Source organism: Sphingomonas changnyeongensis (genome assembly GCF_009913435.1).
GTDB lineage: Bacteria > Pseudomonadota > Alphaproteobacteria > Sphingomonadales > Sphingomonadaceae > Sphingomonas_B > Sphingomonas_B changnyeongensis.
The window spans coordinates 2,147,527-2,162,637 of the sequence record NZ_CP047895.1 but is presented as its reverse complement, the minus strand read 5'-3'; the positions used below and the strand labels follow the sequence as shown (position 1 = coordinate 2,162,637).

12 protein-coding genes and 1 pseudogene are annotated in these 15,111 nt (G+C 68.7%); 11 read left to right on the top strand and 2 right to left on the bottom strand.

Annotated features, from left to right (window positions below; all coding sequences use genetic code 11):
* Positions 1-486: a type II toxin-antitoxin system RatA family toxin gene (locus GVO57_RS10680; RefSeq protein ID WP_160593125.1), complete on the top strand. Its 486-nt coding sequence runs from the start codon at positions 1-3 to the stop codon at positions 484-486.
* Here the strand turns inward: GVO57_RS10680 and GVO57_RS10675 are convergent.
* Together GVO57_RS10675 and GVO57_RS10670 are read right to left on the bottom strand one after the other, a co-directional pair.
* Positions 423-950: a CinA family protein gene (locus GVO57_RS10675; protein WP_160593124.1), complete on the bottom strand. Its 528-nt coding sequence runs from the start codon at positions 948-950 to the stop codon at positions 423-425. The two genes, GVO57_RS10680 and GVO57_RS10675, sit on opposite strands and share 64 nt — an antisense overlap.
* Before the next feature lie 91 nt (positions 951-1,041).
* A complete protein-coding gene (locus GVO57_RS10670) occupies positions 1,042-2,208 on the bottom strand; it encodes a bifunctional 2-C-methyl-D-erythritol 4-phosphate cytidylyltransferase/2-C-methyl-D-erythritol 2,4-cyclodiphosphate synthase (protein WP_160593123.1) in 1,167 nt (388 codons plus the stop codon).
* Between the two features lie 78 nt (positions 2,209-2,286).
* Between GVO57_RS10670 and dusB the strand changes: the two genes are divergently transcribed.
* From dusB to ccoN, 10 genes and pseudogenes are all read left to right on the top strand, one after another.
* Positions 2,287-3,285, top strand: a complete 999-nt coding sequence (gene dusB, locus GVO57_RS10665) for a tRNA dihydrouridine synthase DusB (protein WP_160593122.1) — start codon at positions 2,287-2,289, stop codon at positions 3,283-3,285.
* Positions 3,261-3,620: a PAS domain-containing protein gene (locus GVO57_RS15060; RefSeq protein WP_233281342.1), complete on the top strand. Its 360-nt coding sequence runs from the start codon at positions 3,261-3,263 to the stop codon at positions 3,618-3,620. The genes dusB and GVO57_RS15060 overlap by 25 nt, the downstream gene beginning before the upstream one ends.
* Positions 3,617-4,333, top strand: coding sequence for a two-component system sensor histidine kinase NtrB (locus GVO57_RS10660; RefSeq protein ID WP_233281341.1), 717 nt, complete (start codon positions 3,617-3,619; stop codon positions 4,331-4,333). Before GVO57_RS15060 ends, GVO57_RS10660 begins: the two co-directional genes overlap by 4 nt.
* Positions 4,334-4,340: 7 nt before the next feature.
* Positions 4,341-5,765: a nitrogen regulation protein NR(I) gene (ntrC, locus tag GVO57_RS10655; protein WP_160593121.1), complete on the top strand. Its 1,425-nt coding sequence runs from the start codon at positions 4,341-4,343 to the stop codon at positions 5,763-5,765.
* An 86-nt stretch (positions 5,766-5,851) separates the two neighbouring features.
* Complete coding sequence (locus tag GVO57_RS10650) at positions 5,852-8,083, top strand: sensor histidine kinase (protein ID WP_160593120.1); 2,232 nt, start codon at positions 5,852-5,854, stop codon at positions 8,081-8,083.
* A gap of 69 nt (positions 8,084-8,152) precedes the next feature.
* Positions 8,153-9,535 carry a nitrogen assimilation response regulator NtrX gene (gene ntrX, locus GVO57_RS10645; RefSeq protein ID WP_160593119.1) on the top strand — a complete coding sequence of 461 codons (1,383 nt, stop codon included), beginning with the start codon at positions 8,153-8,155 and terminating at the stop codon, positions 9,533-9,535.
* 104 nt (positions 9,536-9,639) lie between these two features.
* Positions 9,640-10,125 carry an RNA chaperone Hfq gene (gene hfq, locus GVO57_RS10640; protein ID WP_160593118.1) on the top strand — a complete coding sequence of 162 codons (486 nt, stop codon included), beginning with the start codon at positions 9,640-9,642 and terminating at the stop codon, positions 10,123-10,125.
* A gap of 60 nt (positions 10,126-10,185) precedes the next feature.
* A pseudogene (hflX, locus tag GVO57_RS10635) lies at positions 10,186-11,480 on the top strand (GTPase HflX).
* Positions 11,481-11,539: 59 nt separating this feature from the next.
* On the top strand, positions 11,540-13,201 hold the full coding sequence (locus GVO57_RS10630) for a formate--tetrahydrofolate ligase (RefSeq protein WP_160593117.1): 1,662 nt from the start codon (positions 11,540-11,542) through the stop codon (positions 13,199-13,201).
* A 230-nt stretch (positions 13,202-13,431) separates the two neighbouring features.
* Positions 13,432-15,105, top strand: coding sequence for a cytochrome-c oxidase, cbb3-type subunit I (gene ccoN, locus GVO57_RS10625; protein ID WP_160593116.1), 1,674 nt, complete (start codon positions 13,432-13,434; stop codon positions 15,103-15,105).
* Positions 15,106-15,111: the final 6 nt, after the last annotated feature.

The following is a 15,111-nucleotide window of genomic DNA, read 5'->3' as shown; positions in this document are numbered from 1 at the left end:
GTGCCGCGGCACAGCGAGACCCGGCAGCTGCCCTATTCGCCGGAGCAGATGTTCGACCTGGTCGCCGATGTCGCGCGCTATGGCGAGTTTCTGCCCTGGGTCGCGGCGGTGCGGGTGCGCTCGGACAGCGAGACCGAGATGGTCGCCGACCTGATCGTCGGGTTCAAGGCGCTGCGCGAACGCTTCACCAGCCGCGTTCACAAGACGCGGCCGGCGCGGATCACTGTCGATTACCTCGACGGGCCGCTCAAGCATCTGAGCAATGAATGGGGCTTCCGCCCGGACGGGCAGGGCGGAACGCTGGTCGACTTCACCGTCGATTTCGCGTTCCGCAACCGGCTGTTCGAGGCGATTGCCGGCCAGATGTTCGATACCGCGCTGCGCAAGATGATCGGCGCGTTCGAAGCGCGTGCCGCAGCGCTTTACGCCCCGGGCGCGACCGACGCCTCGGGCATCAGCAGTTCAAGCGCGCACAACGCCGCCTGAAGGCGGATCCCGCCCCGGCCAAGATCGCCGAACTCGCGCCGTTCGGCCTTGACCTGATCGGGCGCTGCGTCGCGCTCGGCGCGGGCGAACACCACGGTGCCGACCGGCTTTTTCTCGCTGCCGCCGCCGGGCCCTGCAATGCCGGTGATCGCCACCGCGACATCGGCGCGCGACCGCGCGAGCGCACCCTGCGCCATCGCCCAGGCAACCGCGACCGACACCGATCCAAAGGTTTCAAGCACGTCGAGGCTGACCGACAGCAGGTCCATCTTCGCCTCGTTCGAATAGGTGACGAAGCTGGTTTCGAACACGTCGGACGAGCCGGCAATCTCGGTCAGCGCGGCGCTGACCAGCCCGCCCGTGCAGCTTTCGGCCACCGCGATGCGCCGCCCGGCAGCGCGATTGGCCTCCACGACCGCGCGGGCGGCCTCGCGCAGCGCCTCGGGCAGCAGATAATCCGTCATTCCAAAACCTCCCTGGGCCCGCGCTGACCGGCCATTGCGGCAGCCGCGTTGCACCGCCCGGCGGGGCTGGCGACGCGGTGCCGGCCGCCGGTCATGCCAGAGCCTCGATGATCCGCACTGTGGCCACGGCCTGGGCGGCAATGCCTTCGCCCCGGCCGGTAAAGCCCAGCCGCTCCGTGGTCGTTGCCTTGACGCTAATCCGCCCTTCGGGAAGCCGCAACAGCCCGGCGATGTGCGCGCGGATGGCGTCCCGATATGGGCCGATCCGGGGCGCCTCGCAGATGATCGTCAGGTCGACATGCTCGATCCGTCCGCCGGCCCGCGCGACGCGCAGCGCCGCATGTTCGAGAAAGCGGGACGAGGCCGCGCCGCGCCATTGCGGGTCGCTGGGCGGGAAATGGCTGCCGATATCGCCGTCGCCGATCGCGCCCAGCACGGCGTCGGTCAGCGCGTGCAGCGCGACATCGGCATCAGAGTGGCCGATCAGGCCCTGCGCATGGGGAATGTTGATCCCGCCCAGCCACAGCTGATGGCCGTCGCCCAGCCGGTGGACGTCATAGCCCATGCCGGTCCGCCAGCTGCTCGCCGCCGCCAGCCAGGTTTCGGCGCGGTCGAAATCGGCGGGATGGGTGATCTTGTCGAGCACCGGATCGCCCGCGACCAGCGCGACCGGCTCCCCCAGCGCGCGCAGCATCTGCGCGTCGTCGGTCGGCTCCTCGCCGCCCGCCCAGCCGCGATGGGCGGCAAGGATCGCGTCCAGCCGGAAGGCCTGCGGCGTCTGGACGCGCTGCAGCCCGTCGCGCGGCACGATGTCGCCAAGCGCGCCCTGATCGCCGCGGGCGAGCGTGTCGGCGACCGGCAGCACCGGCACCGCTCCCGCCGCATCGTCGAGCGCTGCGGCCAGCCGGTCGATGACGGCGCGGGGAATGAGCGGGCGGGCCGCGTCATGGATCAGCACCCGGTCGCCGTGCCCAAGCGCGGCCACCGCCTCCAGCCCGGCTGCGACCGAGGCCCGCCGCGTCGCCCCGCCGGGGACCATGGCCAGGACCGGCCGGCCATCGAGCGCGGCGCGGGCCATCTCCTCCGCTCCCTCGGCCACGACGAGCACGACGCCCGCGACGCGCGGATGGCGCATCAGGCTGTCATGGGCATGGGCGATCAGCGGTAGGCCCGCCAGCGCGCGATATTGCTTGGGCAGGCCGCCGCCTGCGCGTTCGCCGCGCCCGGCGGCGACGATCACTGCGATCATATCGGTCATGCGTCCGGCGATAGACCGCTCCTGCCTTGTCGGAAAGGCCCGACACGGCTATGGCACTGCCTCTTTTCAAGGCACATCATGTCCCGACTGAAGCCCATCGAGATCGGTCCGGTGCGGATCGAAAGCCCCGTGCTGCTGGCGCCGATGACCGGCGTCACCGATCTGCCGTTCCGGCGGATCGTGCGGCGCTATGGCTCCGGCCTGAACGTCACCGAGATGATCGCCAGCCAGGCGATGATCCGCGAAACGCGCCAGTCGCTGCAAAAGGCGGCCTGGGACCCGATCGAGGAACCGGTGTCGATGCAGCTTGCCGGCTGCAGCCCCCGCGAAATGGCCGAGGCCGCGCGGCTGAACGAGGATCGCGGGGCGGCGATCATCGACATCAACATGGGCTGCCCGGTCAAGAAGGTGGTGAACGGCGATGCCGGATCGGCGCTGATGCGCGACCTGCCGCTCGCTGCCGCGATCATCGAGGCGACGGTCAAGGCGGTGAGCCGCCCGGTCACGCTCAAGATGCGGATGGGCTGGGACCATCAGAGCCTCAATGCGCCCGAACTGGCACGCATCGCCGAGGATCTGGGCGTGCGGATGATCACCGTGCATGGCCGCACCCGCTGCCAGATGTACAAAGGCGAGGCCGACTGGGCGTTCGTCGCGCGGGTCAAGCAGGCGGTGAAGGTGCCGGTGATCGTCAATGGCGACATCTGCTCGATTGCGGACGCCGAACAGGCGCTCGAACAATCGGGGGCGGACGGGGTGATGATCGGCCGGGGTGCCTATGGCAAGCCGTGGCTGCTCGCCCAGGTGATGCGCTGGTTCGCGACCGGCCAGGCGATGCCCGACCCGACGATCGAGGAGCAATATCACCTGATCGTCGAGCATTACCACGCGATGCTCGATCATTACGGCGAGACGACCGGCGTCAACATGGCGCGCAAGCATATCGGCTGGTACACGCGCGGCCTGACCGGGTCGGCCGAGTTCCGCAACCGGGTGAACCAGGAAGCCTCGGCGGACCGGGTGCTGGCGATGCTCGCCGAATTCTACGCCCCGTGGCTGAGCCGGGCAGCAGCCTGATCTCCGGCGCGGCGGGCATAGCAGCGGCGGAGATCATTGCCGCGCTGCCGACGCCGCTGATCGTGCTCGACCCCGACGAGCGGGTGCGCGAGGCCAATGCAGCCGCTGAAAATCTGCTCAACATCGGCGTCGCGACGATGCGCGGGCGGCCGCTGGCCGATCTGATCGTGCCGCCGCTCGATTATGTCCGCCGCACCGGCAGCGACGGGGCGCTGGCGCTGTATGACCAGCCGCTGATGACGACGCGCGGGCTGAGGCTGAGGGTGGATTTTCTGGTCGGCCCGGTGCTCGACCGCCCGGGCTGGCGCGTGCTCGTGCTGCAGCAGGGGCGGTGACGCGGGGGCTGGGCCCGGCGCGCGAGCGGGCCGGGCGCAGCGCGGTCGGCGCGGCAGCGATGCTTGCGCATGAAATCAAAAATCCGCTGTCGGGCATTCGCGGCGCCGCGCAGCTGATCGAAAGCGAGGTGCGCGGCGAGGCGCAGGCGCTGACCCGTCTGATCCGCGGCGAAGTGGACCGGATCGCCGCGCTGATCGACCGGATGCAGCAGTTCACCGACGAACGGCCGGTGCCGCTGGCGCCGGAAAATCTCTATACGGTGCTGGAGCATGTGCGGCTGGTGGCGGCATCGGGCTTTGCCGCCCATGCGGTGATCGAGGAACGCTATGATCCGTCGCTGCCGCCGGTGCTCACCCACCGCGACTCGCTTGCCCAGCTGCTCATCAACCTGTTGAAAAACGCCGCCGAGGCGGTGGCGGACAAGGGGCTGATCCAGATCGCCACCGCCTATCGCCACGGCGTCTCGGTGGCCGATGGCAGCGGCCGCCGCGTCGCCCTGCCGATCGAGATCCGCGTCAGCGACGACGGCCCCGGCGTGCCCGAGGATCTGGTCGAGCATCTGTTCGAACCCTTCGTGACCACCAAGCGGGGCGGGCAGGGCCTGGGCCTCGCGCTCGCTGACAAGCTCGCCCGCGACATGGGCGGCATCCTGCGCTATTCGCGTGAAGACGGGCGCACGGTGTTCCGCCTGCTCCTGCCGCGCGCGCAATGAGAGGGTAATGGCCCATATCCTGCTTCTCGACGACGATGCCGCGATCCGGACGGTGGTGACCGCCGGGCTGAGGCGCGCCGGCCATACGGTGACGGGGGTCGGCACCATATCGGCGGCGGCGGGGGCGATTGCGCGGGCGGACCTGTTCATCACCGATGTCGTCCTGCCCGATGGCGACGGGCTGGAAGCGGTCGAGCGGCTGGCCGCCCGCAGGCCGGACATTCCGGTGATCGTCATGTCGGCACAGAACACGCTGACCACCGCGGTGCGCGCCACCGAACGCGGCGCGTATGAATATCTGCCCAAGCCGTTTGATCTCGACGAACTGGTGCGCGCGGTCGACAGCGGGCTGCTGGCGCGCGGCCGGGCCGAACCCGCGCCGCGCACCGCGCCGCTCGACCGGATGCCGCTGATCGGCCGCTCGGCGGCGATGCAGGACGTCTACCGCACCATTGCCCGCGTCGTCGCCACCGACCTGTCGGTGCTGGTGATGGGCGAAAGCGGGACCGGCAAGGAGCTGATCGCGCGGGCGATCCATGAGCTGGGGCCGCGCGCCGGTGCGCCGTTCGTGGCGATCAACATGGCCGCCATCCCGCGCGAGCTGATCGAATCCGAACTGTTCGGCCATGAACGCGGGGCCTTTACCGGCGCGCAGGCGCGCACGCCGGGCCGGTTCGAACAGGCGCGCGGCGGCACGCTGTTCCTCGATGAAATCGGCGACATGCCGCTCGAGGCGCAGACCCGGCTGCTGCGCGTGCTCCAGACCGGCGAATATCATCTGGTCGGCGGGGCGCGGCTGGAGCGCGCCGATGTGCGCGTGATCGCCGCGACCCACAAGCATTTGCCGCGCCTGATCGAGCAGGGGGTGTTCCGCGAGGATCTCTATTACCGGCTGAACGTGGTGCCGATCGACGTCCCGCCGCTGCGCCGCCGGCGTGAGGATATCGAGCTGCTGGCCAATCATTTCCTCGATCAGGCGGCGGGCGAGGGGCTGCCGCGCAAGACGCTTGGCCGCGACGCGCTTGACCGGCTGGCCGCGCATGGCTGGCCCGGCAATGTCCGCGAGCTGGAAAATCTGATGCGCCGCCTGGCCGTGCTCGCGCGCGAGGACCGGATCGGCGCGGCGACGATCGAGCGCCATCTGGGGGCGCTCGCCCAGCCCGCCGATGATCCGCAGCAGGCGGATCTGGCGATGCTGATCGAACGTGCGCTCGCCGCCCTGTTCGCCGAACATCATCCGGGCCTGCCCCCCGACGGCCTGTATGACCGCATCGTCGCCACGATCGAGGGGCCGCTGCTGACCGCGGCGCTGGCCGCGACCGGCGGCAATCAGTTGCGCGCTGCGTCGCTGCTGGGGCTGAACCGCAACACGCTGCGCAAGAAGCTGGCCGATCATGGCATCGATCCGCAGCGCGCGCGCCGCCGGGGCTGAGCCGCGCGCCGCGATCATGGCAGCCAACTGTTGCCTTGCGGCAACATCCGCTTGCCGGAGCATCAATCTGTTGTAATGATGCAACGATGAATGCCGGTTTGCATCAGGCGGCACCGCGACCGATCCCGCGCTGGCAGCGGGCGTTTGCAGTGGCGCGCGGGCGGACCCGTTATGTCCCGCTGCTCGAACTCGCAACGCTGGTTGCCGCGATCGCCATTGGCATCGGCAGCTACTTCCTGCTCGCCCGCCAGCCGGCCAACTCCCCGCTGTCGCCGCCATTCATGGCGCTGCTGCTGGTCGCCAATCTGGTGCCGGCGATTGCGCTGCTCGTGCTGCTCGGGCGGCGGGTGGCGATGCGCCGCGCCGCACGTTCGCCGGTCGGCGGGGGCGGGCGGCTGCATGTCCGGCTGGTGGCGCTGTTTTCGACGATCGCCGCCGTGCCGACGCTGCTCGTCGTCATTTTCGCGTCGCTGCTGTTTCAATATGGCGTCGAGTTCTGGTTTTCGGATCGGGCGCGGGGGATGCTCGAAAATGCGAGCGAACTGGCCCAGGGCTATTACCGCGAAAAGCGCCGCGACGTCGCCGATGAGACGGTGACGATGGCGGGCGACCTGCGCGATTTCCTGCGCGAGGCGACGCTCGCCAGTCCCGAGTTTGCCGAAGGCTATGGCTGGCAGGTGCTCGCCCGCAAGCTGAGCGAATCCGCCATCGTGACGATTTCGCCCGACGGAACGGCGCGAACGCTGGCGATGGTCAATCCCGACTCGCGCCCTGTCGAGGAGCGCGTGTCGCCCGACATCGTGCGCGAACTGGGCCGGGGCGTGCCGGTGGTCGTGACCAACAGCATGGACCGGATCGAGGCGGTGACGCGGCTGTTGCCGGATTCGCCGACCTATCTCTATGCGTCGCGTGCGACCGACCTGAACGCCCTGTCCCAGTCGCGCCGGGCGGCGGCGGTGCTGACCGACTACCGCGCGCTGCTGGAGCGGTCGCGCACCCTGCAGCTGCGCTTCAACGCCGCGTTGCTGCTGATTTCGCTGCTGATCGTCGGCGCGGCGGTGTGGATTGCGCTGACCGTGGCGGACCGGCTGGTCAGGCCGGTCGGGGAACTTGTCGATGCGGCGCGCAAGGTCGCGGCGGGGGATCTGGCCGCGCGGGTGGAGGCCCCGCGCTCGCGCGACGAAATCGGCACGCTCGCCTTTGCGTTCAACCGCATGACCGAGCGGCTGCAGGAACAGACCCAGGCGCTGGTTGCGGCCAATGACCAGCTCGACCGCCGCCGGGCCTTTACCGAGGCGGTGCTGTCGGGCGTGACCGCGGGGGTGGTTTCGATCGATGCCGAGCGGCGCATCCTGCTGATCAACAGCTCGGCGGCGGCGTTTCTGGCGATGGCGGGCGATCCGGTCGGCGCGCGGCTGGACGATGTCGCGCCCGATCTGGCGCGGCTGCTCGACGGGGCGGATCTGGAACCGGTGGTGCAGCTGGTGCGGGACGGGGAGACGCGGACGCTGGCCGTCAAGATCGTCGCCGATGCGCGCGGCCATGTGATCACATTCGACGACATCACCCAGCAGCTGCTCGACCAGCGCCGCGCCGCCTGGTCCGATGTCGCGCGCCGCATCGCGCATGAGATCAAGAACCCGCTGACCCCGATCCAGTTGGCGGCGGAGCGGTTGCAGCGCCGCTATGGCAAGGAGATCGCCGCCGATCGTGCGACCTTTGACCGGCTGACCGACACGATCGTGCGGCAGGTGGGCGATCTGCGCCGCATGGTCGATGAATTCTCGTCCTTCGCGCGCATGCCCAAGCCGATGTTCGCAGCCGAATCGATTGTCGATATCGCTCGCCAGGCGATGTTCCTGCACGAGGTCGCGCATCCGGGCATCCGCTTCGTCCTGAATGCGCCCGATCCTGCCCCGGTGCTGGTGTGCGACCGTCGCCAGCTCGGTCAGGCGCTGACCAACATCGTCAAGAACGCCGTCGAAGCGATCGGCCGGCGGTCGGGCGAGGGCGCTGCCTCCGGCATGGTCGAAATGACCATCGCCGATGAGGGGCCAAGGCGGCTGGTGGTGACGGTCGCCGATGACGGAGCGGGCCTGCCGAGCGAGCGGGCGCGGCTGTTCGAGCCTTATGTGACGCTGCGCGCGCGTGGCACCGGCCTTGGCCTCGCGATCGTCAAGAAGATCGTCGAGGAACATCTGGGCACGATCGATCTGCATGACCGGGACGGCGGCGGGGCGGTTGTGCGCATCCTGCTCGATCCCGGTGCGCTCGCGCCGCTTGCCGGCAAGGCGGACGGGCTGGAGGCGGTGACATGACGCACACATCGCCCGGGGGAGGCATATGACGCGGGGGCGCGGACTGAAGCGTGGAATGGAAGGACGGCGATGGCGCTCGATGTTTTGATTGTCGACGACGAACAGGACATTCGCGACCTGGTGTCAGGCGTGCTGGAGGATGAAGGCTATACCGCGCGCGGGGCGGCCGACAGCGACAGCGCGCTGGACGCGATCCGCGACCGGCGCCCCTCGCTCGTCCTGCTCGATGTCTGGCTGCAGGGGTCGCGGCTCGACGGGCTGGACCTGCTCGACGAGATCAAGCGCCGCGATCCATCGCTGCCGGTGCTGGTGATTTCGGGGCATGGCAATCTCGACACCGCGGTGACCGCGATCCGGCGCGGGGCGGCCGATTTCATCGAAAAGCCGTTCGAGGCCGAACGGCTGCTCCATCTGGTCAGCCGCGCGACCGAGACCGAACGGCTGCGCCGCGAAAATGCGACACTCAAGGCGCAGATCGGCGGCGGCGACGAACTGACCGGCAACAGCTCGGCGATCAACGTCGTGCGCGCGACATTGAAGCGCGTGGCCCCGACCGGCAGCCGGGTGCTGGTCACCGGCCCGGCAGGGGTCGGCAAGGAAGTGGCGGCGCGGCTGCTGCATCTGTGGAGCCCGCGCGCCGATGCGCCGTTCGTGATCGTCAGCGCTGCGCGGATGACGCCCGAGCGGGTCGAGGAGGAGCTGTTCGGCGTCGAGGATGGCGGCGAGGTCAGCCGGCCCGGCCTGCTCGAACAGGCGCATGGCGGCACATTGTTCCTCGACGAGATCGCCGACATGCCGGTCACCACCCAGGCCAAGATCCTGCGCGTGCTGACCGATCAGAGCTTTGTGCGCATCGGCGGGCAGCGGACGGTCAAGGTCGATGTCCGCGTCGTGTCGGCGACCGCCAAGGACCTGCCGGGCGAAATCGCCGCCGGGCAATTCCGCGAGGACCTCTATTACCGGCTGAATGTCGTCCCCGTGCATCTGCCGCCGCTTGCCGAGCGGCGCGAGGACATCCCCGCGCTCGTCGATCATTTCGTGGCGCGCTATGCGGCAGAGCGGCGGGTGCCGACCCCGGATCTGGCCGATGATGCGGTGGCCGCGCTTCAGGCCTATGACTGGCCCGGCAATGTGCGCCAGCTGCGCAACATCGTTGAACGCACGATCATCATGGCCCCTGGCGACCGGATCGGGCGGATCGAGCTCGACATGCTGCCGCCCGAAATCCTGTCGGCCCAGCCGCAGGTGGCGACAAGCGCGAGCGCGACCGCGATCATGGGCGCACCGCTGCGCGAGGCGCGGGAGACGTTCGAGCGCGAATATCTGCGCATCCAGATCCGCCGTTTTTCGGGCAATATCTCGCGCACGGCGAGCTTTATCGGGATGGAAAGATCGGCTCTGCACCGCAAGCTCAAGCTGCTTGGCCTTGCCGACCAGCGCGACGATGAATGAGCGGGGTGTAACTGCCTCTCGACGTTACGGACCGGCGGCGCTATGCTTGGTCAGCCTGTATTTGGGCGGGCCTTAAAGCCGCCGGAAAGAGCGGAGGATCTGACATGGCCGACAAGGTCAACAATCTCCAGGACATGTTCCTGAACTCGCTGCGCAAGTCGAAGACGCCGGTGACCATGTTCCTGGTCAAGGGTGTGAAGCTGCAGGGCATCATCACCTGGTTCGACAATTTCTCGGTGCTGCTGCGCCGCGACGGCAACTCGCAGCTTGTCTACAAGCATGCGATCTCGACCGTCATGCCCGCCCAGCCGGTCGATCTCGCCCCGATCGAACGGGCCTTTGCCGAAAGCAGCAAGCGCCCGGCGCTGCTTCAGGAGGTGTTCCTGAACGCCGTGCGCCGCAGCGGCGATCCGGTGACGATGTTCCTCGTCAACGGCGTGATGCTGCAGGGCGAGGTCGCGGCGTTCGACCTGTTCTGCCTGTTGCTGCGCCGCGACGACCAGACCCAGCTGGTTTACAAGCACGCGATCTCGACCGTGCAGCCGGCCCACCCGCTCAACCTTGCCGAAGAGCAGGAACAGGGCGACTGATCCGCCCCTGCGCCGCCGGCTGCGGTTGAGCCGGGCCGTCATCGCGCCTATCTGGTGCCGATGAGTGGTTTTGAACGTGATCCGGACGAGTTTGCGCGTGGTGCGCGGGCGGTCATTGCCCATCCCGACCTGCGCCAGGGCGATCCGCGCGACACCGAGGCGCGGCTGGACGAAGCCGCCGGCCTTGCGCTCGCCATCGGCATCGATGTGCGCGAACGCATCGCGCTGCGCATCCGCGCTCCCAAGCCGGCGACCCTGTTCGGCAGCGGCCAGGTGGAGGAGATTGCCGCCGCGATCGCCGCGCACGACGCGCAGCTGCTGATCGTCGACGGGGCGATCACCCCGGTCCAGCAGCGCAACCTTGAACAGGCGGTCAAGGCCAAGGTGATCGACCGCACCGGCCTGATCCTTGAAATCTTCGGCGAACGCGCCGCTACCGCCGAGGGCGGTTGCAGGTCGAGCTGGCGCATCTCGACTATCAGGCCGGGCGGCTGGTGCGCAGCTGGACCCATCTGGAGCGCCAGCGCGGCGGCTTCGGCTTTCTGGGCGGCCCCGGCGAAACCCAGATCGAGGCCGACCGGCGGATGATCCGCGACCGCATGGCGCGGCTGCGCCGCGAACTGGAAACGGTCACGCGCACCCGCACGCTGCACCGCGACCGGCGGCGGCGCGCGCCCTGGCCGGTGATCGCGCTCGTCGGTTATACCAATGCCGGCAAATCGACGCTGTTCAACCGGCTGACCGGGGCGCGGGTGATGGCCGAGGATCTGCTGTTTGCAACGCTTGATCCGACGATGCGGCAGATCAGCCTGCCGGGGCTGGACAAGGCGATCCTGTCCGACACGGTGGGGTTCGTGTCCGACCTGCCGACGCAGCTGGTCGCGGCGTTCCGCGCCACGCTGGAAGAGGTGATTTCAGCCGATCTGATCGTCCATGTCCGCGACATCGCCCATCCCGACAGCGAGGCGCAGGCATCCGATGTCGAAAAGGTGCTGGCCGAAATCGGCGCGGAGGCGCCGCGCATCGAGGTGTGGAACAAGGCCGACCGGCTGGGCGATGCCGCCGACGCCGTCCGCGCCGAGGCGGCACGGCGCGACGATGTGGTGCTCGTCTCCGCCCTGTCGGGTGAGGGCGTGGATGCGCTGAAGCGGCTGCTGTCGGATCGGCTGACGGCGAGCAACCGGGTCCGCCATGTCGATCTGGCGCTGGCCGACGGCGCGGGCGCGGCCTGGCTGCACGAGCATGGCGAGGTGCTGGGCAGCGAGATCCGCGACGATCGGGTCGCGTTCAACGTGCGCCTGTCGGATGCTGACTGGAACCGGTTCCTGACCCGGATCGACCCGCCGCGCGCCTGATTGCAGGGCCGATCGGCGGGCCGATTGGCGGGAAGGGCAAAATCGCCTACGCCCCCGAAATGACCATCGACCTCGAAATCGCCCGCGCCACCACGCTCCAGCCGATTGCCGCGATCGCTGCACGCGCGGGCATCCCCGAGGCGGCGGTCGAGCCTTATGGACGTCTGAAGGCGAAGATCGCGCCCGAGGCGGTGGCGGCGGGGCGGGACGGGCGGCTGATCCTCGTCACCGCGATCAACCCGACCCCGGCTGGTGAGGGCAAGACGACCATGTCGGTCGGGCTGGCCGATGCGCTCAACCTGACCGGGCGGCGGACGATGCTGTGCCTGCGCGAACCCTCGCTCGGCCCGTGCTTCGGGCAAAAGGGCGGGGCGACCGGCGGCGGCCATGCCCAGATCGGCCCGATGGACGACATCAACCTGCATTTCACCGGCGATTTCCACGCCGTGACCGCGGCGCACAATCTGCTCGCCGCGATGATCGACAATCATGTCCATTGGGGCAATGCGCTCGACATCGATGTGCGCCGGATCAGCTGGCGGCGGGTGCTCGACATGAACGACCGCGCCCTGCGCCAGACCGTGCAGGGGCTGGGCGGGCCGGGCAGCGGCTTTCCGCGCGAATCCGGCTTCGACATCACCGTGGCGTCGGAGGTGATGGCGATCCTGTGCCTTGCCGGTGATCCCGCCGATCTGCAGGACCGGCTGGGCCGGATCGTGATCGGCCAGACCCGCGACCGCCGGCCCGTCACCGCGCGCGACCTGAAGGCCGATGGCGCGATGGCGGTGCTGCTGAAGGATGCGCTGCGGCCCAATCTGGTCCAGACGCTCGCCGGCAATCCCGCGCTGGTCCATGGCGGCCCGTTCGCCAACATCGCCCATGGCTGCAACTCGGTGATCGCCACGCGCACCGCGCTCAGGCTCGCCGATTATGTCGTGACCGAGGCCGGGTTCGGGGCCGATCTGGGCGCGGAGAAATTCTTCGACATCAAATGCCGGCAGGCCGGCCTTGTGCCCGATGCCGCCGTGCTGGTGGCGACGGTCCGGGCCCTGAAGATGAACGGCGGCGTCGCCCGCGCGGATCTGGCGCGCGAGGATGTGGCGGCGGTGACGCGCGGCGCGGCCAATCTTGTCCGCCATATCGAAAATCTGCGGCTGTTCGGGGTGCCGGTCGTCGTGGCGCTCAACCATTTCGGCGGCGACAGCGAGGCCGAGATCGCGGCGGTGCGCGCCGCCGCCACGGCCGCCTGGGTGGATCTGCATGTCTGCCGCCAATGGGCCGAGGGCGGGGCGGGGGCGGTCGATCTGGCCGAAGCGGTTGCCGCACTGGCCGAGGGCGGCTCTGCCCGCTTCGCGCCGCTTTACCCCGATGATCTGCCGCTGTTCGACAAGATCGAGACCGTGGCCAGGCGCATCTACCGCGCGGAGCGGGTGGAGGCCGGCCCGGCGATCCGCCGCCAGCTTGCCGCGTGGGACGCCGCCGGGCACGGCCATCTGCCGGTCTGCATCGCCAAGACCCAATACAGCTTCTCGGCCGATCCCGCGCTGCTCGGCGCGCCGGAGGGACATGTGCTGCCGGTGCGCGAAGTGCGGCTGGCGGCCGGGGCGGGGTTCGTCGTTGCGGTCTGCGGCGACATCATGACAATGCCGGGCCTGCCGCGCCAGCCGGCGGCGGAGGCCATTCACCTCGATCCGGACGGGCTGGTCCAGGGCCTGTTCTGACCGGCAACGCCCGGTTTTTCCCCATGATCTGAACAGGATGCCTGTGCCTATGCACCGGCAGAAGCAGGGCTGTGCGCGCGCCGTGCGCCATGCGTCCCGGCCTCATCCGTAGATAACCGTATTCAGCCGCAGTGCAGCAAAGGGGATTTGCTCGGTGGGGCACAAAGGCCGGTTGCGGCCGGAACACCCCCTTTCATGGCGCCGGATTCGGCTCGCGCAGGGAAAAGGGAATGGTCACTCTCACGCTCAAGACATTCGGCTGGCTCGGCCTGGCGCTGATCGCGCTCGCCGCCGCCATCGCCGCCGCCGATGCCGGCTTTACGACACATATGACGATTGCCGGGCTGGCCGCGCTCGTCACCGCCTTCGTCACCGCGCGCGGCGCGGGCGATCCGGCGCTCGGGCAGCCGCGCACCGCGCCCGCCGGCTATGACGACGACCTGATCCGGCTGGGCGTGATCGCGACGCTGTTCTGGGGCATGGCCGGCTTCATCGCCGGGCTTTACATCGCCCTTCAGCTCGCCTTTCCCGCGCTCAATCTCGGGCTTGAATACACGACCTTCGGGCGGCTGCGGCCGCTCCACACCTCGGCGGTGATCTTCGCCTTTGGCGGCAATGCGCTGATCGCCACCAGCTTCTGGGTGGTGCAGCGGACGTGCCGGGCGCGGCTCGCCTTTCCCGCGCTCGCCCGGTTCGTGTTCTGGGGCTATCAGCTGTTCATCGTGCTGGCGGCGACCGGCTATCTGCTCGGCATCACCGAGGGCCGCGAATATGCAGAGCCCGAATGGTATGTCGACATCTGGCTGACCCTGGTCTGGGTTGCGTATCTGGCCGTCTATCTCGGCACGATCGTGCGCCGGCACGAGCCGCATATCTATGTCGCCAACTGGTTCTACATCGCCTTCATCATCACCGTGGCGATGCTTCACCTTGTCAACAACCTGTCGCTGCCGGTCAGCCTGGTGGGGGCCAAATCCTATTCGGCCTTTGCCGGGGTGCAGGATGCGCTGACCCAGTGGTGGTACGGCCATAATGCGGTCGGTTTCTTCCTGACCGCCGGTTTTCTGGGCATGATGTATTATTTCGTGCCGAAACAGGCCGAGCGCCCGGTCTACAGCTACCGGCTGTCGATCGTCCATTTCTGGTCGCTGATCTTCCTCTATATCTGGGCGGGTCCGCACCATCTGCATTACACCGCGCTGCCCGATTGGGCGCAGACGCTGGGCATGGTGTTTTCGATCATGCTGTGGATGCCCAGCTGGGGCGGGATGATCAACGGCCTGATGACCCTGTCGGGCGCGTGGGACAAGATCCGCACCGATCCGATCATTCGCATGATGGTGCTGGCGCTCGCCTTTTACGGGATGAGCACCTTCGAAGGCCCGCTGATGTCGGTGAAGGCAGTGAACTCGCTGTCGCATTACACCGACTGGACGATCGGCCATGTCCATTCGGGCGCGCTCGGCTGGGTCGGCATGATCAGCTTTGCGGCGGTCTATTTCATGACCCCGCGGCTGTGGCAGCGCACCCGGCTCTATTCGCTGCGCATGATCAACTGGCACTTCTGGTGCGCGACGGCGGGCATCGTCCTCTACGCCTCGGCCATGTGGGTGGCGGGCATCATGCAGGGGCTGATGTGGCGCGAATATGGGGCGGACGGCTATCTCGTCTATTCCTTCGCCGAAGTCGTCGCCGCGATGAAGCCCTATTACCTGATCCGGGCGGCGGGCGGCGCGCTCTACCTGCTCGGCGCGGCGTTCATGGTCTGGAACATCGCCCAGACGATCCGTGGCCGGCTGCGCGACGAAGCGCCGCTCGCCGACGCGCCCTATGACCCGGCTGCCGACCATCCTCTGCCCGCCCGCGCCGCCATGGCGCCGGCCCATGCGATCGCCGCTGAATAAGGAACC